We start from the raw sequence: 19,870 nt of genomic DNA, 5'->3' as shown, positions 1-19,870 counted from the left end.
GGACCGCGGCACTGACAGTCCGGGCCAGGACCCGGCTGAGCCACCTGGCAGGCGACCACCGGGCCACCTGGCAGGCGACCACCGGGCCACCTCGCAGGCGACCACAACGTCGCCCGACCGGCGACCACCGGTCACCCGGCTCGGCGCTCGCGCAGTGCCCCGCTCACGGTTGCCCGCAGGCTACGCGATCCGCTGTGGGCGTACGCGCCCCGGGAACTTCACCCAGGGTCCGCACGCTTGCATACAGTGGCAGGACCGGCAGGAAAACAGCTCCACAAACCGCGGTTTTCAACGACCGCGACCGCGATCGAAGGGACGTACATGCCCATGGGTCACACGGCCACAGACCAGGCAGGCACCGGGGGCCTGACAGCGACCGAGCACCGCCTGGCCAACGGCCTTCGCGTGGTGCTCTCCGAGGACCACCTGACCCCGGTCGCGGCGGTGTGCCTCTGGTACGACGTCGGTTCGCGCCACGAGGTCAAGGGCCGTACCGGCCTGGCTCACCTCTTCGAGCACCTGATGTTCCAGGGGTCGAAGCAGGTGCACGGCAACGGGCACTTCGAGCTCGTCCAGGGCGCGGGCGGCTCGCTCAACGGCACCACCAGCTTCGAGCGCACCAACTACTTCGAGACCATGCCGACCCACCAGCTGGAGCTCGCCCTCTGGCTGGAGGCCGACCGCATGGGCTCCCTGCTGGCCGCCCTCGACGACGAGTCGATGGAGAACCAGCGCGACGTCGTCAAGAACGAGCGCAGGCAGCGCTACGACAACGTCCCCTACGGCACCGCGTTCGAGAAGCTCACCGCGCTCGCCTACCCCGAGGGCCACCCCTACCACCACACCCCGATCGGTTCGATGGCCGACCTGGACGCGGCCACCCTGGAGGACGCGCGCGCGTTCTTCCGTACGTACTACGCGCCCAACAACGCCGTCCTGTCGGTCGTCGGCGACATCGACCCGGAGCAGACGCTCGCCTGGATCGAGAAGTACTTCGGCTCCATCCCCTCGCACGACGGCAAGCCCGCGCCCCGCGACGGCTCGCTTCCCGAGATCATCGGCGAGCAGCTGCGCGAGGTCGTCGAGGAAGAGGTCCCCGCGCGCGCGTTGATGGCCGCCTACCGGCTGCCCCACGACGGCACCCGCGAGGCGGACGCGGCCGATCTCGCCCTGACCGTCCTCGGCGGCGGCGAGTCGTCCCGCCTCTACAACCGGCTCGTACGGCGCGACCGTACGGCCGTCGCGGCCGGCTTCGGCCTGCTGCGCCTCGCCGGAGCGCCCTCTTTGGGCTGGCTGGACGTGAAGACCTCCGGGGACGTCGAGGTGCCGGTCATCGAGGCCGCCATCGACGAGGAGCTCGCGCGGTTCGCCGCGGAGGGGCCCACCGCCGAGGAGATGGAGCGCGCCCAGGCCCAGTTGGAGCGCGAGTGGCTGGACCGGCTCGGCACCGTCGCGGGCCGCGCCGACGAACTGTGCCGCTACGCCGTCCTGTTCGGCGACCCGCAGCTCGCCCTGACGGCCGTGCAGCGCGTCCTGGACGTGAGCGCCGAGGAGGTCCAGGCCGTCGCCAAGGCCAAGCTGCGTCCCGACAACCGGGCGGTGCTGGTCTACGAGCCCACCGCCCCCGCCGAGATCGCCGAAAGTGCCGAGGACGCCTCCGAGGACCCGCAGGCCGCGGCGACCGTAGAAGCCACCGACGAGAACGAGGAGGCGGCCAAGTGACCGAGCTCGCCGCGATGGAATTCCACCCGCAGCCGCAGGCGGGCGAGCCCAAGGTCTGGGCCTTCCCCGCCCCCGAGCGCGGAACGCTGGACAACGGCCTCACGCTGCTGCGCTGCCACCGCCCCGGCCAGCAGGTCGTCGCCGTCGAGGTGCTCCTGGACGCGCCCCTGGACGCCGAGCCGGCCGGCCTGGACGGCGTCGCCACGATCATGGCGCGCGCCTTCTCCGAGGGCACCGACAAGCACTCCGCCGAGGACTTCGCCGCCGAGCTGGAACGCTGCGGCGCCACCCTCGACGCGCACGCCGACCACCCCGGCGTCCGTCTCAGCCTCGAGGTGCCCGCCTCACGCCTCGCCAAGGCGCTCGGTCTGCTGGCCGACGCCCTCAGGGCGCCCGCGTTCGCGGACAGCGAGGTCGAGCGGCTCGTCACCAACCGCCTGGACGAGATCCCGCACGAGCTGGCCAACCCGTCCCGCCGCGCCGCCAAGGAGCTCTCCCGGGAGCTGTTCCCGGCGGACTCGCGCATGTCCCGTCCGCGCCAGGGCACCGCGGAGACCGTCGAGAACATCGACTCCGCCGCCGTACGCGCCTTCTACGAGAAGCACGTACGCCCCGCCACCGCGACCGCCGTGGTCGTCGGCGACCTCACCGGCATCGACCTGGACGCGCTGCTCGCCGACACCCTCGGCTCCTGGACCGGCTCCGCGGCCCAGCCGCGCCCCGTGCCGCCGGTGACCGCCGACGACACCGGCCGGGTCGTCATCGTGGACCGCCCCGGAGCCGTCCAGACGCAGCTCCTGATCGGCCGAACCGGCTCCGACCGGCACGCACGCGTGTGGCCCGCGCAGGTGCTCGGCACGTACTGCCTCGGCGGCACCCTCACCTCCCGACTGGACCGGGTCCTGCGCGAGGAGAAGGGCTACACCTACGGCGTGCGCGCGTTCGGGCAGGTCCTCAGGTCCGCTCCGGACGGCTCGGGGGCCGCGATGCTCGCCATCAGCGGCTCCGTGGACACCCCGAACACCGGTCCCGCCCTGGACGACCTGTGGAAGGTGCTGCGCACGCTCGCCGAGGGCGGTCTCACCGACGCCGAGCGCGACGTCGCCGTGCAGAACCTCGTGGGGGTGGCGCCGCTCAAGTACGAGACGGCGGCGGCCGTCGCGAGCACGCTGGCCGACCAGGTCGAGCAGCACCTGCCGGACGACTACCAGGCGACGCTGTACCAGCAGCTCGCCGCGACCGGCACCGTGGAGGCCACCGCGGCCGTCGTGAACGCCTTCCCGGTGGACCGCCTGGTGACGGTCCTGGTCGGCGACGCGGCCGCCATCAAGGAGCCCGTGGAGGCCCTCGGCATCGGCGAGGTCAAGGTCGTGACGGCCGAGTAGCGGACGGCACGCACGTCGTGGCAGCCGAGCAGAGGTCGGCACGCACGTCGCGACAGCGGAGTGGCGGACGGCATGACAGGGGCCCTGGTGACGGAAGCGTCACCAGGGCCCCTTCGACACCGAGGTCGCTCGGACACCCAACTCACTTAGATGTCCGAATTGGGGGGGAGGTTGCCTGTCTGCCCTGTGGGATGCGCTACAAACACCGTGATCCGTTTGGGCCTTGAAAGCCGTCCCGCTTAGCGTCATCCGGGCTGTTCGTCAGGCACTGCGCCGCGCCCGCGGCACCGGACAGCCATCGCCGAGTCCCCGTACGGCGCGAGCCAGGGGAGCCGGGGACCCACACCAAGTCCCTGGGGTGAATCGGGCGTCCGTGGCATCGCGCGGGGCTCGTAGGAGACCTTCCTGCTCCGAACCCGTCAGCTAACCCGGTAGGCGAGAAGGAAGGAAAGGATCAGCCACCACATGGCGTTCACCTGCGCCACCGGGAAGCACCGTCGTCCCAGCCGCATGAAGCGCACCACCGCCCGCGCCGCGGGCGTCGCCGCCCTCGCCACCACCGGCGTCATCGGCGCCGTCGCCGCCCCGGCGCTCGCCGCCGACAACTCCGTCACCGCCGTGGAGCAGAGCGGTCTCATGCCCGTCGTCAGCACCGGCCAGTCGCTCGCCGCGCAGATCGACGCGCAGGCCGTGGCCCAGGAGCAGGCCGCCGCGCAGAAGAAGGCGGCGGCCGAGGCCAAGCGCAAGGCCGAGGCCAGGGCCAAGGAGATACGCGAGGCCAAGGAGCGCGCCGCCCGCGAGGCCGAGCGCAAGCGCCTCAACGCCTTCGTCGCCCCGATCTCCGGCTCCTACATCTCCACCGGCTACAAGAGCGGTGGCTCCCTCTGGTCGTCCGGCAGCCACACCGGTGTCGACTTCCACGCCGCCAGCGGCACCTCCGTGCACGCGGTCGGCCGCGGCACCGTCGTGGAGGCCGGCTGGGGCGGGTCGTACGGCAACAACATCGTGATCAGGATGGCCGACGGCACGTACACCCAGTACGGCCATCTGTCGTCCATCGGCGTCTCGGTCGGCCAGTCGGTCACCCCGGGGCAGCAGATCGGCCTGTCCGGCGCGACCGGCAACGTCACCGGACCGCACCTGCACTTCGAGGCGCGCACCACCCCCGACTACGGCTCGGACATCGACCCCGTCGCCTACCTGCGTTCGCACGGCGTCAACGTCTGACACCGCTTCCGCGCGAGACCTCCGCGCGATCTCCGCGAAACCCCGGCTCCCCGAGCCGGGGTTTCGTCGTTTCCGGAGCCCCCTTGTCCAAAAAATATCCCCGGATTCCGGTCCGCCGTCGGAAATTCCCGCTGATTGCAATAGAGTCACTGAACACACGTCAATCGGCGACGTTTCGCGGGGATTAAGACGGAGGTCGGACATGCGTATTCCGGCGCACTCGGTATGCACGGCGATCCGGGACGACATCGTCGCCGGTGTCCACGAGCGCGGCAGCCGGCTCACCGAGGAACTGCTCGCCCGCCGCTACGGCGTCTCCCGTGTCCCGGTCCGGGAGGCACTGCGCACCCTGGAGGCCGAGGGCTTCGTGGTGACGCGGCGGCACGCGGGCGCGTGCGTTGCCGAACCGACCGAGCAGGAGGGTGCGGATCTCCTGGAGATGCGCCTGCTCCTCGAACCGCTCGGCGCCGCCCGGGCCGCCCAGCGGCGCACCGAGGCCCACCTCAAGGTGCTGCGCGGCCTGGTCCGACTGGGTCAGGAGCGTGCCAGGCGGGGCAACAGCGAGGATCTGCGCTCCCTGGGGGGCTGGTTCCACGAGACGCTCGCCCAGGCCGCCGGCAGCCCGGCGATGACCTCGGTGCTGACCCAGCTGCGGCACAAGATCGCGTGGATGTACGTCGTGGACGCGCCGGCCGACCCGGTGGAGTCGTGGGCGGAGCACGGCGCGATCGTGGACGCGGTGGCGCGCGGGGACGGCGAACGCGCGCGGGCGATCACGGCGCTGCACACCGAGCGCTCGGGCGGCGCGCACCGGTTGCGGCTCACCTCGGGGGCGGATCGCCCGGACCGTGTGAGGACCTCGCAACATCCTGTAAACGTGACAGGCCTGCGGCATTAACACGGGCGCCGTATACAAAGAGGAGGGAATTCGTGGGGCGGCATTTCTGCTGCCCGTAAAAGGGAAATGCGAAGGGCCCGCCCGATAATCCGGACGAGCCCTTCGACTTGTTTTACCGCGCTGCGCCCCGGAGAACTCAGACGGTCTCGGGAAGCTCCTCGAGTCCCTCGGCGACCAGCTTCGCGAGCCGGTCGAGGGCCGCGTCCGCGCCCTCGGCGTCGGAGGCGAGGACGACCTCCTCGCCGCCCTGGGCGCCGAGGCCGAGGACGGCCAGCATGGAGGCCGCGTTGACGGGGTTGCCGTCGGCCTTGGCGATCGTCACCGGGATACCTGCGGCCGTGGCGGCCCGGACGAAGATGGAAGCGGGTCGGGCGTGGAGGCCCTCGGCCCAGCCGACGTTGACGCGGCGCTCAGCCATGTGATGCTGCCCTTCGGTGTTCAGGGTTGTCTAGACCAGTTTCCCACACGTGAAGCGTCTCCGGAGGGGACCCGATGTCCCTCCCGGGGTGAGCGGTCGGACCGCGGCCTCGGTCCGACGTCCGTCCCGGCGAGTCCTCGTGCGCTCGCTCGTTCTCCACAGACTGCCTCGCGCCGTTGTCGTACGCGAGCCGTACTCTGGGGCCCATGCAGAGCGCGTCGGACCGGCACGAGTACCCCGCCCACTGGGAGGCCGACGTAGTGCTGCGCGACGGCGGCACCGCGCGCATCAGGCCCATCACCGTCGACGACGCCGATCGCCTGGTCAGCTTCTACGAGCAGGTCTCGGACGAGTCGAAGTACTACCGCTTCTTCGCGCCCTACCCACGCCTGTCCGCCAAGGACGTCCACCGCTTCACGCACCACGACTTCGTGGACCGGGTGGGACTCGCCGTCACCATCGGCGGCGAGTTCATCGCCACCGTACGCTACGACCGCATCGGCGAGGACGGCATGCCCGCCTCCGCCCCCGCCGACGAGGCCGAGGTCGCCTTCCTCGTCCAGGACGCCCACCAGGGGCGCGGTGTCGCCTCCGCCCTCCTGGAACACATCGGGGCCGTCGCGCGCGAGCGCGGCATCCGGCGCTTCGCCGCCGAGGTGCTGCCCGCCAACGTCAAGATGATCAAGGTGTTCACCGACGCCGGGTACACCCAGAAGCGCAGCTTCGAGGACGGCGTCGTACGCCTGGAGTTCGACCTGGAGCCCACCGACCGGTCCCTCGCCGTGCAGTACGCGCGCGAGCAGCGCGCCGAGGCGCGGTCCGTGCAGCGGCTGCTCGCCCCCGGCTCCGTCGCCGTCATCGGCGTCGGCCGCGCCCCCGGCGGCGTGGGCCGCAGCGTCCTCGCCAACATCCGGGACTACGGCTTCGCGGGCCGCCTGTACGCCGTGAACAAGGCGTTCCCCGAGGAGCAGAAGGACCTCGACGGGATCCCCGCGCACCGCTCGGTGAGCGACATCGACGGCCCCGTCGACCTCGCGGTCGTCGCCGTACCGGCCGACCACGTCCCCGAGGTGGTCGCCGAGTGCGGGGCGCACGGCGTGCAGGGACTCGTCGTGCTGTCCGCCGGGTACGCCGAGAGCGGCCCCGAAGGACGCGAGCGCCAGCGCGAACTGGTCCGGCACGCACGCGCGTACGGCATGCGGATCATCGGCCCGAACGCCTTCGGCATCATCAACACCCACCCGGACGTCCGGCTCAACGCGTCCCTGGCCCCCGAGACCCCCCGCCCCGGCCGTATCGGCCTGTTCGCCCAGTCGGGCGCCATCGGCATCGCCCTGCTCTCCCGGCTGCACCGCCGCGGCGGCGGGGTCACCGGCGTCACCGGCGTCTCCACCTTCGTCTCCTCCGGCAACCGCGCGGACGTGTCCGGCAACGACGTCCTCCAGTACTGGTACGACGACCCGGACACCGACGTAGTCCTCATGTACCTGGAGTCCATCGGCAACCCCCGCAAGTTCACCCGCCTCGCCCGGCGTACGGCGGCGGCGAAGCCCCTGGTCGTCGTGCAGGGGGCCGGATCCGCCCCGCAGGGCCATGCCGTGCGCGCCACCCGCCTGCCGCACACCACGGTGTCCGCGCTGCTGCGGCAGGCCGGAGTGATCCGCGTGGACACCATCACCGAACTCGTCGACACCGGCCTGCTGCTGGCCCGCCAGCCGCTGCCCACCGGGCCCAAGGTGGCGATCCTCGGCAACTCCGAATCGCTCGGCCTGCTCACCTACGACGCGTGCGTGGCCGAGGGCCTCAAGCCGGCGACCCCGCTGGACCTGACCACCGCGGCCACTCCGGAGGACTTCCATGTCGCCCTCGCGCGCGCGTTGGCCGACGACTCCAGTGACGCGGTGATCGTGACGGCCATCCCGGCGGTCGGCGGGGGATCGGCGGGCGACGCCGCGCTCGCCGAGGCCCTCAGGTCCGCGGCGGAGCAGGTCCCCGGCAAGCCGGTCCTCGTGGTCCATGTCGAGCTCGGCGGCCTCGCGGAGGCCCTGTCCGCGGCGACCAGTACCGCACCCCAGGCCGCCGCGGTCCCGCCGGTGATCCGCGCCGACCACCCCTTCCGCGCCCTGGACCGGCTGCGCGCCACCCCGGCCCCCGCCGAGCCGCCCGTCCCCGAGACCGCCGAGCGCCTCATCCCCGCCTACCCGGCGGCCGAGCGCGCGGTGCGGGCCCTGTCCGACGTGGTGGAGTACGCCCAGTGGCGCCGGGACGCCGCCGAACCCGGCAAGGTGCCCGAGTACGACAACGTCGACGAGAAGGGCGCCGCCGCCCTCATCGACGGCCTGCTCACACGCGGGCAGGGCCTCAGCCTCGGCGGCGACGAGACCTGCGAGCTGCTCGCCGCATACGGCATAGAGGTCCACCGCGCGCTGCCCGCTCCCACCCCCGACGCCGCCGCGGAAGCCGCCCGCACCCTCGGCTACCCGGTCGCCCTCAAGGCCACCGCCCCGCACCTGCGCCACCGCGCCGACCTCGGCGGCGTACGCCTCGACCTCGCGGACGAGGAGCAGCTGCGACGGGCGTACACCGAGCTGACCGAGCTGTTCGGGACGCCCGACGAACTGCGGCCCGTGGTGCAGGGGATGGCCCCGCGCGGGGTGGACACCGTCATCCGGGCCGTCATCGACCCCGCCGCCGGTGCCGTGCTGTCCTTCGGGCTCGCCGGGGCCGCCTCGCAGCTGCTCGGCGACACCGCGCACCGGCTGATTCCGGTCACCGACCGGGAGGCGGCGAGCCTCGTCCGATCGATCCGGACGGCCCCGCTCCTCTTCGGCTGGCGGGGCTCCACGCCCGTCGACACACCCGCCCTGGAGGAACTGCTGCTGCGGGTGTCCCGGCTGGTCGACGACCATCCCGAGGTCGTGGCGGTCACCCTGGAGCCGGTCGTCGTCGCCCCGCGCGGCCTGAGCGTCCTCGGCGCCTCCGTACGGCTCGCGCCGCCGCCCGCGCGCGACGACCTCGGTCCCCGGACACTCCCCACGTACTGAGCTGCGGCGAGCGGTGCCTCGCAGTCAGTGCGCCCCCGTAGGATGGACGTCATGGCCAAGACCAGTACGACGACCCAGGGGCTGCGAGCGGCGATCGAACGCAGCGGCTACTACCCGGCCCTCGTGGCCGAGGCGGTGGAGGCCGCCGTCGGCGGCGAGCCGATCCGGTCGTACCTGGTCCACCAGGAGACGACGTTCGACCAGAACGAGGTGCGGCGGCACGTGACCGTGCTCGTCCTCACCGACAACCGCTTCATCGTCAGCCACACCGACGAGCAGGCCGCGGACAGCACCTCCCCGACGCCGTACGCCACCACCTCCACGGAGTCCGTGAAGGTCGGACGGATCTCGTCGGTCGTGGTCAGCCGGGTCGTCGCCAACCCCGAGCAGTACCAGCCGGGCACCCTGCCCCGCGAGGTCGTGCTGACCATCGGCTGGGGCGCCGTCTCCCGCATCGACCTGGAGCCCGCCGCCTGCGGCGACCCCAACTGCGAGGCGGACCACGGCTACACCGGCAGCTCCACGGCTGACGACCTCAGCCTGCGCGTCAGCGAGGCGGGGGACGGCCCGGACACCGTGCGCCAGGCGCTCGCCTTCGCGCAGGCCATCTCCGAGGCGACCGCGGACGTCACCCGCTGATGGCACAGCAGGCCGCCTGGGACCACCCCGAGCCCCTCGCCCTCGACACCGCGCCCGTCCCCGAGTACGGCACCGGCTCCCTCGCCGACCTGCTGCCCACCCTCGCCGCCGGCATGGCAGTGCCGGACATGACCGCCGCGATCACCGAGCTCACCCCCGCCGACCGGAACTGCGTGTTCCTGATCGACGGCCTGGGCTGGGAGCAGCTGAAGGCACACCCGGACGAGGCGCCCTTCATGACCTCGCTGCTGGGGAGCTCACGCGGCGGCACCGGCCGCCCCCTGACCACCGGTTACCCGGCGACCACCGCGACCTCCCTCGCCTCCGTGGGCACCGGAAAGCCGCCGGGCGCCCACGGCCTGCCCGGCTACACCGTGCGCAACCCGGCCACCGGCGAGCTGATGAACCAGCTGCGCTGGCAGCCGTGGACCAAGCCGGACGCCTGGCAGCCGTACCCCACCGTCTTCCAACTCGCCCACCAGGCGGGGGTGCACGCGGCCCAGGTCACCTCGCCCACCTTCCAGAACACCCCGCTCACCAAGGTCGCGCTCAGCGGCGGGACCTTCCACGGGCGCCTGTCCGGCGAGGACCGGGTGGACCTCGCGGCCGAGCAACTGGCCGCCGGCGACCGTTCCCTGGTGTACACGTACTACGCCGAGGTGGACGGCGCGGGCCACCGTTTCGGAGTCGACTCCGACACCTGGCGCGGTCAGTTGATGTACGTCGACCGCCTGGTCCAGCGGCTCGCCGAGCAACTGCCCGCGAACAGCGCGCTGTACGTCACCGCCGACCACGGCATGCTCGACATCCCCTTCGACGAGCAGCACCGCATCGACTTCGACGAGGACTGGGAACTGCGGGCCGGGGTCGCCCTGCTGGGCGGCGAGGGCCGGGCCCGCCATGTGTACGCGGTACCGGGCGCCGCCGGCGACGTGCTGACCTGCTGGCGCGAGGTCCTCGGCGAGCAGTTCTGGGTCGCCTCGCGGGACGAGGCCGTCGCGGCGGGCTGGTTCGGGCCGCCGGAGCGTTTCGACGAGCGGGTGTACGACCGGATCGGTGACGTGGTCGCCGCCGCCCGCGACGACGTCCTGCTCATCGCTTCCGAGCGGGAGCCGAAGGAGTCGGCGATGGTCGGCAACCACGGTTCCATGACCCCCGCCGAGCAACTGGTCCCCTTGCTCGAAGTACGCTCCTGAAGCCCATCCGGCCCTGTCCGCCGCAGAAACCGAAAGGTGCTCGACTCGCCATGCCCGAGCTGGTGTTCTTCTCCGGAACGATGGACTGCGGGAAGTCCACGCTGGCTCTCCAGATCGAGCACAACCGGTCGGCGCGCGGCCTGACGGGCATGATCTTCACCCGGGACGACCGGGCCGGCGAGGGCAAGCTCTCCTCACGGCTCGGCCTGGTCACCGACGCGGTGGAGGTCGAGGACGGCCAGGACCTGTACGCCTACCTCGTCGACCACCTCTCGCGCGGCGGCCGCGCGGACTACGTGATCGCGGACGAGGCGCAGTTCCTCGCGCCGGAGCAGATCGACCAACTCGCCCGCGTGGTCGACGACCTGGCCCTCGACGTGTACGCCTTCGGCATCACCACCGACTTCCGCTCCAAGCTGTTCCCCGGCTCCCAGCGCCTGGTCGAACTGGCCGACCGGGTCGAGGTCCTCCAGGTCGAGGCCCTGTGCTGGTGCGGCGCCCGGGCCACGCACAACGCCCGTACGGTGGGCGGGGAGATGGTCGTCGAGGGTGCCCAGGTGGTCGTCGGTGACGTCAACCAGTCCGACGACATCGGCTACGAGGTCCTGTGCCGCCGCCACCACCGCCGCCGCATGACCTCGGGTACGGCCCGGGCGGCCGCCCTGTCCCCGGACGTGCTGCCGGTCGAGCAGCCCGGGGCGCACGTCTGACCGAGGGCATCGACGCGGGGCGTGCCGTTGACCGAGGGCCCGCGCGGGTTCTCGTTTCTCTCGGCGCCGGTTCTCGCTGAGCCCTCAGCGAGGGTTCTCGATCAGCGAGAACCGCGCCCCCTCCGGATCCGCCACCGTGGCCACGCGCCCGTGCGGGCTGTCGTGGGGCGGGCGCAGCACATGACCGCCGAGGTCCACCAGGAGCCGGGTCGCCGCGTCGGCGTCGGCCACCTCGAAGTACGTCATCCAGTGCGGGCCCCGGTCGCGGGGGAGCTCGTGGCCGACACCATGGAGGCCGGCGACCGGGCGGCCGCCGGCGTGCAGGGTGACGTAGTCGAGCTCGGCGGAGACCACCGGCTCCTCCTCGAAGCCGAACACCGTCTCGTAGAACTTGGCGACGCCCTCCGTCTCCACGGTCAGCAGCTCGTGCCAGGCCGGAGTGCCCGGGACCCCCGCGACGGACGTGCCGAGGAGCGCGGCCGCCTGCCACACGCCGAAGACGGCACCGGAGGGGTCCGAGCCGATCACCAGCCGCCCCGCGTCCCCGGCGTCCAGCGGCCCCACCCCGACCGTGCCGCCGCACAGCCGTACCGTCTCGGCCGTCAGGTCGACGTCCTCCGAGGCGAGATACGGCGTCCAGGCGACCGGAAGGTGCCGGTCGGGCGGCAGCTGGCCGATCCCGGCGACCTCCTGGCCGCCGAGCTGGGCCCGGACATAGGGCCCGAGCTGCTGCGGCCCGGGCACGAACTCCCAGCCGAACAGGGAGCCGTAGAACTCCTGGGTGGCGGCCATCCCGTGCACCATCAGACTCACCCAGCAGGGGGTACCGGGCGTGTACCGAGCGGGCCTGGCGGCCGGCTCCCGTGCCTCGGTCATCGTCACTCTCTCCTCGGCCCCTCGCGGTGGCCGTGTCGTGTCCGCGGTCCGGACCTCCGTGCCGATGCTCGCACCACCCGCGGTGCCGCGCGCTCCGGGCGCGCCGCCGCACGGCACTCCGTGCCCGGGCGTGCCCGGCGTGCGGCACTCCCGTGCCCGGCGTGTCAGGCGGGCGGCCGCCCGTCCCATGGCGCGCGATGGCCGACGGATGGCGATCGGCTGTACAGCATGTGCCCGTTCCCGTACGCCTGGTGATCGGGCCTGCTCGGCGGAGCAGAGTAGCCGGACATGGACGACACGGCCACCCCGTGCGCGAGGATGGTGGCCATGAACGCCATCATCTCCGCATCCGAACTCGCGAGCGATCTGGCGGGCCCGAAGCCGCCCGTTGTGCTCGATGTCCGCTGGCAGTTGAGCGTGGCCAAGGCGGCCGGAGAGCCGCCGTTCGACGGCCGTGCCGCGTACGCGGCCGGCCACATCCCGGGCGCCGTCTACGTCGACCTGGACCGGGAGTTGGCAGGACCGGCCGGCGGCGGTGGGCGGCACCCGCTGCCCGACCTCGCCGTGTTCGGGGCCGCGATGCGCCGCGCGGGTGTCTCCGCGGACCGGCCGGTGGTCGTGTACGACGGCGGACAGGGCTGGGCGGCCGCCCGCGCGTGGTGGCTGCTGCGGTGGACGGGTCACCCGGACGTGCGAGTGCTCGACGGCGGGTTGACGTCCTGGGAGGGCCCGCTCCAGTCCTCCGTGCCGGGCCCCGCGCTCGCAGAGGGCGACTTCGAGCCGGTGCCGGCCGCGACGGGGCTCCTGGACGCCGACGAGGCCGCGGCGCTCGCCCGCGCGGGAGTGCTGCTGGACGCGCGCGCGGGGGAGCGGTACCGCGGGGACGTGGAGCCGATCGACCGGGTGGGCGGCCACATCCCGGGCGCCCGCTCGGCGCCCACCACGGACAACGTCGGCCCCGACGGCCGCTTCCTGCCCGCTGAGGAGCTGCACGCCCGCTTCAAGTCCCTCGGCGCCGGCGACGACACCGAGGTCGGCGTCTACTGCGGCTCCGGCGTCTCCGGCGCCCACGAGGTGCTGGCCCTGGCGGTCGCCGGTATCCCGGCCGCCCTGTACGTCGGTTCGTGGTCGGAGTGGTCCTCGGACCCGGAGCGCCCGGTCGCGGTGGGCCCGGACCCCCAGTAGCCCACGGGACGTCCCGAGCACGCGGGCAGCGAAAGGGCCCGCCTCTTCCCGAGGCGGGCCCTGACGGCCGTAGAACTGGCTGCCCTCAGCCATAGAACTGGCTGCTCCAGCCGTGGTACCGGCTACTCCTGCTTCTTGCGTCGGGTGCCGAACACGATCTCGTCCCAGCTCGGGACCGCCGCTCTGCGACCCGGGCGGACGCCGTCGGCCTCGGCCTGGCGGTCGGTCGCGCCGATGAGGCGGTCACGGTGGCTGGCCACCGAACGCGGCATGAGGACGTCCGCGTAGGCGGAGCCGGCCGAGGCCGCGGGAGCCGGGGGCTCCTCCGCCTCGGGCTCCGGGTCGGGCTCGTCGACGGTCGCCGTCTCGGACGGCCGCTCCGGGACGACCATGTCGCCCCGGAAGCTCGGCACCGCCTCCAACAGGCTGGTCAGCGAGTCCCGTTCGGCGACCGTCTCCTCGACGGGCTCGGCCGGGGGCAGGCTCGGCCGGTCGAGGGCGCGGTCCAGCGGACGGTCGCGCGGCAGCCGGGCGATCCGCGGCACGAACGGGAAGCTGGGCTCCGGCGCGCCGAGGTCCTCGGACTCACCGATCAGCGAGCGGGCCTCGTCGTCGACGGCCTGGACGAGCCGCCGGGGCGGGTCGTAGGTCCAGCTCGCCGAGTGCGGCTCACCCGCGACGCAGTAGACCAGCAGGACTTCCCAGGTGCCGTCGTCGCGGCGCCAGGAGTCCCACTGGACGGTGTCCTTCTCGGCGCCGCGCAGCAACAGCCGCTCCTGCACGGCCTCGCCGAGCTGCGGTCCGGCGTTCTCGCCGGGCCGGCGGACCGGGGTCTTGCGGGCCCGTTCGGCCATGAAGGCGCGCTCGGCGAGCACGGGGCCCTCGAAGCGCCGCACACGGTCTACGGGGATGCCTGCGAGCTGGGCTACCTCTTCCGCGGTGGCTCCGGCACGTATACGCGCCTGGATGTCGCGGGGACGGAGATGGCTTTCGACCTCGATCTCGATCTGACCGAGGCGTGGACGGTCGCCGCGCACCGCTGCGCGCAGCCGCTCGTCGATCGGAAGCGTGTACTCCGTTGAGTCGGCAGCCTTCAGCACCAGCCGTGTGCCGTCATTGGAGACGGCCACGACACGCAGTTCGGGCATGGGGACCTCCCGGGTGGTGCCTGCCGACGTCACGTGCGTCGCTGCTTCCGCTAGTCGAGTGTGGCCTGCCCGGGTGCAGCCTGCCACAACCTTGCCGAGTTGCCCGGCGTGTCGGGCACGGGCCCTGGATCGCCGTTATGGCACGGTTACCTATTCGCAACGCTAAGTGACCAACTCCGTCACCCTGTGCAACTAGCCCCCTCCCGGCCGCCCTTGAAGGCCACGGACGCCCTGGCGGGAGATCGAACCCAGGGCTCGCAACAGTACTCCATTTGGGCCACGTGCGTGGATTGGCACGCCACTCAACTTCGTTCAAGACGTGATGTCCGGCCCGCCGTTGAGCGGATCGGCGATCTTGAACGTGGCGCACTTCACGCGCTATGTGTTGCCCTTCACGCAATGTCCAGAAACGGAACGGCCGGTGCGGCCCCGGCGCCCGGCTATGTCCCCAACACCCGACGCAAGTAGTCGTTCTGGAAGCGGCGGTCCGGGTCGAGGCGGTCCCGGAGGGCGGTGAACTCGCCGAAGCGCGGATATACGCCCTCGAAGTACTCGGCGTCGCGCGTGTGCACCTTGCCCCAGTGCGGGCGCCCCTCGTGCGCCGTGAAGATCCGCTCCGCGGCCGTGAAGTACGCCTGGTACGGCGTGCCCTTGACCATGTGGACGGCGATGTACGCGCTGTCCCGTCCGGACGCGGTGGACAGCGTGATGTCGTCGGCCGGCGCGGTGCGCACCTCCACGGGGAAGCTGACCCGGAGCGCCGAGCGCTCGACCATCGCCTTCAGTTCCCGCAGCGTCTCGATCACGGCCTCGCGCGGGACGGCGTACTCCATCTCCACGAACCGCACCCGGCGCGGCGAGGTGAAGACCTTGTACGGGATGTCGGTGTAGGTCCGCGCGGACAGCGCCTTGCTGGAGATCCGGGCGATCGAGGGGATGGTGCCCGGCGCCGCGCGCCCCACCCACTGCGCCACCTGGAAGACCCCGTTGGAGAGGAACTCGTCCTCGATCCAGCCCTTCAGCTGCGGCACCGGCTGCTCGGGGCCCGCGCTGCGGTTGTTGCGCTTGGTGGTGGTCGACCCGGTGTGCGGGAACCAGTAGAACTCGAAGTGCTCGTTCTCGGCCCAGAGTTCGTCGAAGGCACTGGTGACCGCGTCGAAGCTCATCGGCTCCTCGCGGGCGGTGAGCAGGAAGATCGGCTCGACGGCGAAGGTGATCGCGGTGACGATGCCGAGGGCGCCCAGGCCGATCCTCGCGGCCGCGAAGACCTCGGGGTTCTCCTTCTCCGAACAGCTGAGCACCGACCCGTCGGCCGTGACCAGCTCAAGTCCCTTGATCTGGGCGGCTATCGAGCCCGAATCGCGGCCCGTACCGTGGGTCCCGGTGCTGGTGGCCCCGGAGACCGTCTGCTCCATGATGTCGCCCATGTTGGTGAGCGACAGCCCCTCGCGCGCGAGAGCCAGGTTGAGTCTCTTGAGGGGAGTGCCCGCCTCCACCGTGACGGTCATGGCGTCCCGGTCGATGGTGCGGATGCCGGTCAACAGCTGAGGGCGGATCAACACACCGTCGGTCGCCGCGATCGACGTGAAGGAGTGCCCGGTGCCGACCGCCTTCACCTTCAGACCGTCCTCCGCGGCCTTCCGCACGGCAGCCGCCAGCTCGTCGACCGAGGCGGGTGTGACCTCCCGCGCGGGACGCGCGACGACATTGCCGCCCCAGTTACGCCACGTGCCGTTCTTCGCGCTCGCTGCCGTGCTCAACGGTGCCTCCCCGACGTGGAGCCGGCCTGCTGAGCCGGCGGTACCCCAGGAAACCGACCGCGACCGCGACGGCCCCGGCGACCGCCGGAACCCCGTACCCGCTCCGCGCACCGGCCGCGTCGATCACCCAGCCGGCCGCCGAGGAGCCGAGCGCGACCCCCACCGCGAGCCCGGTGCTGATCCAGGTCATTCCCTCGGTCAGTTGCGCGCGTGGTACGTGCTGCTCGATCAGGGACATCGTCGTGATCATCGTGGGAGCGATGGACAGGCCCGCTACGAACAGCGCCACGGCCAGAAACGGCAAGTTTCCGACCAGTAGGAGGGGGATCATACTCACGGCCATGGCGCATATGCCCAGCAGCCAGCGACGTTCCGGCGCTCCCGGCAGGTGCAGCAGCCCGAAGACGAGCCCCGCGACGCACGAACCCGCCGCGTAGAGGGCCAGCACCACGCTCGCGGCGGCCTTGTGGCCCTGCTCGTCGGCGAAGGCCACGGTGACCACGTCCACCGCCCCGAAGATCGTGCCGGTCGCCACGAAGGTGGCCACCAGGACCTGGAGGCCGGGGGAGCGCAGCGCCGAACCGCCCCCCTGCCCCGTGCGCGGATGCGGCGCCGGCTCGGTGGCCCGCTGCGCGGTCAGCCAGAAGACGCCGATCGCCAGGAAGCAGGCCGCGAGCAGCGGCCCGGCCTCGGGGAACCAGGCCGTCGACAGACCGATGGAGATGATCGGCCCGAAGATGAAGCACACCTCGTCGACCACCGACTCGAAGGAGTACGCGGTGTGCAGCTGCGGGGTGTCGCGGTACAGGGCCGCCCAGCGCGCGCGGATCATCGCGCCGAGACTCGGCACCGCCCCGATGCCGACGGCGCAGACGAACAGCGTCCAGTCGGGCCAGCCGAAGTGGGCGGCGAGCAGCAGCCCGGCGGCCGCCGTGAGCGCCACGAGCGTCGCGGGACGCAGCACCCGCCGCTGCCCGTGCTGGTCCACCAGACGCGAGATCTGCGGTCCGAGCACCGCGGCGGCCAGCGCGATGGTGGCCGACAGGCTGCCCGCCAGGCCGTACCGGCCGGTGAGCTGGGAGACCATCGTGACCACGCCGATGCCCATCATCGACAGCGGCATCCGGCCGACGAGACCCGCGGCGGAGAAACCCTTGGAGCCGGGGGCGGCGAACAGAGCGCGGTAGGGGCTGGGCACGGCGGTCTCCGGTCGGAGAAGGGACAGCTGGAGGGCGGTCACGAAGTAAGGCGTCAACGCGGCTCATACAGCTTACGAGTGAGGTGACCCTAACGCACCCGTTAACGCACCCGTTCGAACGGCCCGGGAACCCGGCCGGTCACCCCGCCGTTTCCCGGCTGTCAGTACCGGATGACAGGATCGACCCATGCGAGACGCGCTCGACGCCACCCCCTACGACGCCCTGCTCCTGCTCTCGTTCGGAGGCCCCGAGGGCCCGGACGACGTGGTCCCGTTCCTCGAGAACGTGACGCGCGGGCGCGGCATCCCCAAGGAACGCCTGAAGGAAGTCGGACAGCACTACTTCCTGTTCGGCGGGGTCAGCCCCATCAACGACCAGAACCGCGCCCTGCTGGACGCCCTCCGCAAGGACTTCGCCGATCACGGGCTGGGCCTGCCGATCTACTGGGGCAACCGCAACTGGGCCCCCTACCTCACCGACACCCTGCGCGAGATGGCCGCCGACGGCCATCGCCGCATCCTGGTCCTCGCCACCAGCGCGTACGCCTCCTACTCGGGCTGCCGCCAGTACCGCGAGAACCTCGCCGACGCGCTGGCCGCCCTGGAGGCCGAGGGCCTGGAGCTGCCGAGGATCGACAAGCTCCGGCACTACTTCAACCACCCCGGCTTCGTGGAGCCCATGGTCGACGGGGTGATCCAGTCCCTCGCCGAGCTCCCCGAGGAGGTCCGCGACGGCGCGCACCTCGCCTTCTCGACCCACTCGATCCCGACCGCGTCCGCGGACACCTCGGGTCCGGCCGAGGGCCACGGCGAGGGCGGCGCCTACGTCACGCAGCACCTGGAGGTCGCCCGGCTGATCGCCGACGCCGTCCGCGAGCGCACCGGCGTCGACCACCCCTGGCAGCTCGTCTACCAGTCGCGCTCCGGCGCCCCGCACATCCCGTGGCTGGAGCCCGACATCTGCGACCACCTGGAGGAGCGCCACGACTCCGGCGCCCCGGCCGTGGTGATCGCGCCCATCGGCTTCGTCTCCGACCACATGGAGGTCCTCTACGACCTCGACACCGAGGCCAAGGCCAAGGCCGAGGAACTGGGCCTGCCGATGCGCCGCTCGGCGACCGTCGGCGCCGATCCCCGGTTCGCCGCCGCGATCCGTGACCTGGTCCTGGAGCGTGCCTCGGTGGAGCGCGGCCAGGAGGTCACCCCCTGCGCCCTGGGCGCCCTCGGAGCGAGCCACAACGTCTGCCCCGTCGGGTGCTGCCCCGCCCGTGCCCCCAGGCCCGCCGCCGCGGGCGTCGACAGCCCGTACGCGTGAGGAGCGCCGTGACCGACCCCCTGCACGCGGAACTGCTCGACCTGGCCCAGGAGGCGGCCCGGAGCGCCGGCACCCTGCTGCGGGACGGCCGCCCGGCCGACCTCGCGGTGGCCAGGACCAAGTCCAGCCCCATCGACGTGGTGACCGAGATGGACATCGCGGCCGAGAAGCTGATCACCGACCTGATCTCCGAGCGCCGCCCGGACGACGGCTTCCTCGGCGAGGAGGGCGCCTCCACCGAGGGCACCAGCGGGATCCGCTGGGTGATCGACCCGCTCGACGGCACGGTCAACTACCTCTACGGGCTGCCGACCTGGTCCGTCTCCATCGCGGCCGAGCAGGACGGCGAGACCGTCGTCGGGGTGGTCGCGGTGCCGATGCGCGGGGAGACCTACCACGCGGTCCTCGGCGAGGGCGCCTGGGCCACCGGCGCCTGGGAGGGCGAGCGCAGGCTGACCTGCCGGCCGGCGGCGCCGCTGGAGCAGGCCCTGGTGTCGACGGGCTTCAACTACGTCAGCGAGGTCCGCACCCACCAGGCCGAGGTGGCGGGCAAGCTGATCCCGCTCCTGCGCGACATCCGCCGCGGCGGATCGGCCGCGGTCGACCTGTGCGACCTGGCCGCGGGCCGCCTCGACGGCTACTACGAGCGTGGCCTGAACGCCTGGGACTACGGCGCGGGCGACCTCGTCGCCCGGGAAGCGGGCGCCCTGACCGGCGGACGCCCCGGAGAGCGCCCCAGCCGGGACCTCACGGTCGCGGGCACCCCGGGCGTCTTCGAGCCCCTCCAGCGGCTCCTGGAGGACTTCGGCGCCTGGCACGACTGAGGTGCGGACGACGGCCGTACGACTACGCGTGCACCGGGCGAACGCCAGGTGAACGCGGCTCCCCACGGACGCAGCGGACCCCCGGCGCTGGATTCGCCGGGGGTCCGCCGTCGTGCCGCGAAGCCGGTCAGACGCTAGGCGCCGACCTCCACACCGTGTTCGGCGGCGAGGCGGCGCAGGTCGTCGAGCTCGCCCTGCTCCACCTCGACGAGGAAGTCGTCGCCGTCGTTGCGAGCGCGCGTCAGGTCGGTCTCGGTCGCCCTTATGCGCTGCAGAAGTCCTGCGGTGAATGCGTCCATGCTGCGCCCCCTCGTCCTGGGTCGTG

General features: G+C 72.4%; 17 protein-coding genes and 1 riboswitch. Of the genes, 11 read left to right on the top strand and 6 right to left on the bottom strand.

All coding sequences use genetic code 11. From position 1 onward, the window contains the following. The first annotated feature begins 327 nt into the window (after window positions 1–327). From IF54_RS0102900 to IF54_RS0102885, 4 genes are all read left to right on the top strand, one after another. Window positions 328–1,722, top strand: a complete 1,395-nt coding sequence (locus IF54_RS0102900) for a M16 family metallopeptidase (RefSeq protein ID WP_078851852.1) — start codon at window positions 328–330, stop codon at window positions 1,720–1,722. After that, the gene (locus IF54_RS0102895; RefSeq protein ID WP_030314103.1) at window positions 1,719–3,107 is read left to right on the top strand and encodes a M16 family metallopeptidase; all 1,389 of its coding nucleotides are present in this window, start codon (window positions 1,719–1,721) and stop codon (window positions 3,105–3,107) included. The genes IF54_RS0102900 and IF54_RS0102895 overlap by 4 nt, the downstream gene beginning before the upstream one ends. A 289-nt stretch (window positions 3,108–3,396) precedes the next feature. Then, a riboswitch (cyclic di-AMP (ydaO/yuaA leader) is annotated at window positions 3,397–3,559 on the top strand. A 13-nt stretch (window positions 3,560–3,572) separates the two neighbouring features. Continuing rightward, the gene (locus IF54_RS0102890) at window positions 3,573–4,334 is read left to right on the top strand and encodes a M23 family metallopeptidase (protein WP_030314101.1); all 762 of its coding nucleotides are present in this window, start codon (window positions 3,573–3,575) and stop codon (window positions 4,332–4,334) included. A gap of 202 nt (window positions 4,335–4,536) precedes the next feature. Further along, the gene (locus IF54_RS0102885) at window positions 4,537–5,232 is read left to right on the top strand and encodes a GntR family transcriptional regulator (protein ID WP_030314100.1); all 696 of its coding nucleotides are present in this window, start codon (window positions 4,537–4,539) and stop codon (window positions 5,230–5,232) included. Window positions 5,233–5,368: 136 nt separating this feature from the next. On the opposite strand, the gene IF54_RS0102880 is transcribed toward IF54_RS0102885, so the two are convergent. Beyond that, on the bottom strand, window positions 5,369–5,650 hold the full coding sequence (locus tag IF54_RS0102880) for an HPr family phosphocarrier protein (RefSeq protein ID WP_020139189.1): 282 nt from the start codon (window positions 5,648–5,650) through the stop codon (window positions 5,369–5,371). Window positions 5,651–5,856: 206 nt separating this feature from the next. On the opposite strand from IF54_RS0102880, the gene IF54_RS0102875 reads away from it, so the two are divergent. The 4 genes from IF54_RS0102875 to IF54_RS0102860 are packed head-to-tail and all read left to right on the top strand — an operon-like array spanning window position 5,857 to window position 11,239. Then, window positions 5,857–8,694: a bifunctional GNAT family N-acetyltransferase/acetate--CoA ligase family protein gene (locus IF54_RS0102875; protein WP_030314099.1), complete on the top strand. Its 2,838-nt coding sequence runs from the start codon at window positions 5,857–5,859 to the stop codon at window positions 8,692–8,694. A gap of 42 nt (window positions 8,695–8,736) precedes the next feature. Further along, window positions 8,737–9,333 (top strand): DUF5998 family protein, encoded by a 597-nt coding sequence (locus IF54_RS0102870; protein WP_030314093.1) that lies wholly within the window; start codon window positions 8,737–8,739, stop codon window positions 9,331–9,333. After that, window positions 9,333–10,529 carry an alkaline phosphatase family protein gene (locus tag IF54_RS0102865; RefSeq protein ID WP_030314091.1) on the top strand — a complete coding sequence of 399 codons (1,197 nt, stop codon included), beginning with the start codon at window positions 9,333–9,335 and terminating at the stop codon, window positions 10,527–10,529. The genes IF54_RS0102870 and IF54_RS0102865 overlap by 1 nt, the downstream gene beginning before the upstream one ends. 50 nt (window positions 10,530–10,579) lie before the next feature. Next, window positions 10,580–11,239 carry a thymidine kinase gene (locus IF54_RS0102860; protein ID WP_030314089.1) on the top strand — a complete coding sequence of 220 codons (660 nt, stop codon included), beginning with the start codon at window positions 10,580–10,582 and terminating at the stop codon, window positions 11,237–11,239. Between the two features lie 84 nt (window positions 11,240–11,323). Here the strand turns inward: IF54_RS0102860 and IF54_RS0102855 are convergent, their stop codons facing one another. Further along, window positions 11,324–12,115, bottom strand: a complete 792-nt coding sequence (locus tag IF54_RS0102855) for a VOC family protein (protein ID WP_030314087.1) — start codon at window positions 12,113–12,115, stop codon at window positions 11,324–11,326. A 327-nt stretch (window positions 12,116–12,442) separates the two neighbouring features. Here IF54_RS0102855 and IF54_RS0102850 point away from each other — a divergent pair, with 327 nt between their 5' ends. Next, a complete protein-coding gene (locus IF54_RS0102850; RefSeq protein ID WP_030314085.1) occupies window positions 12,443–13,300 on the top strand; it encodes a sulfurtransferase in 858 nt (285 codons plus the stop codon). A gap of 122 nt (window positions 13,301–13,422) precedes the next feature. Here IF54_RS0102850 and sepH read toward each other — a convergent pair whose 3' ends face one another. The 3 genes from sepH to IF54_RS0102835 form a co-directional block, all read right to left on the bottom strand. Further along, on the bottom strand, window positions 13,423–14,448 hold the full coding sequence (sepH, locus tag IF54_RS0102845) for a septation protein SepH (protein WP_030314083.1): 1,026 nt from the start codon (window positions 14,446–14,448) through the stop codon (window positions 13,423–13,425). Window positions 14,449–14,888: 440 nt separating this feature from the next. Further along, the gene (locus IF54_RS0102840; protein ID WP_030314081.1) at window positions 14,889–16,208 is read right to left on the bottom strand and encodes a D-arabinono-1,4-lactone oxidase; all 1,320 of its coding nucleotides are present in this window, start codon (window positions 16,206–16,208) and stop codon (window positions 14,889–14,891) included. Continuing rightward, the gene (locus IF54_RS0102835) at window positions 16,168–17,406 is read right to left on the bottom strand and encodes an MFS transporter (RefSeq protein WP_030314079.1); all 1,239 of its coding nucleotides are present in this window, start codon (window positions 17,404–17,406) and stop codon (window positions 16,168–16,170) included. The genes IF54_RS0102840 and IF54_RS0102835 overlap by 41 nt, the downstream gene beginning before the upstream one ends. 187 nt (window positions 17,407–17,593) lie before the next feature. On the opposite strand from IF54_RS0102835, the gene IF54_RS0102830 reads away from it, so the two are divergent. Together IF54_RS0102830 and IF54_RS0102825 are read left to right on the top strand one after the other, a co-directional pair. Then, entirely contained in the window at window positions 17,594–18,721 is a 1,128-nt protein-coding gene (locus tag IF54_RS0102830) for a ferrochelatase (protein WP_030314076.1), read from the top strand. Window positions 18,722–18,729: 8 nt separating this feature from the next. Next, window positions 18,730–19,545 (top strand): inositol monophosphatase family protein, encoded by an 816-nt coding sequence (locus IF54_RS0102825; protein WP_030314074.1) that lies wholly within the window; start codon window positions 18,730–18,732, stop codon window positions 19,543–19,545. A gap of 134 nt (window positions 19,546–19,679) precedes the next feature. Here IF54_RS0102825 and IF54_RS42920 read toward each other — a convergent pair whose 3' ends face one another. Beyond that, a complete protein-coding gene (locus IF54_RS42920) occupies window positions 19,680–19,844 on the bottom strand; it encodes a hypothetical protein (protein WP_020139201.1) in 165 nt (54 codons plus the stop codon). Between the last annotated feature and the right edge of the window lie 26 nt (window positions 19,845–19,870).

Source organism: Streptomyces sp. NRRL B-3229 (genome assembly GCF_000719505.1).
GTDB lineage: Bacteria > Actinomycetota > Actinomycetes > Streptomycetales > Streptomycetaceae > Streptomyces > Streptomyces griseorubiginosus.
This window is presented reverse-complemented; position numbering and strand designations above follow the sequence as displayed.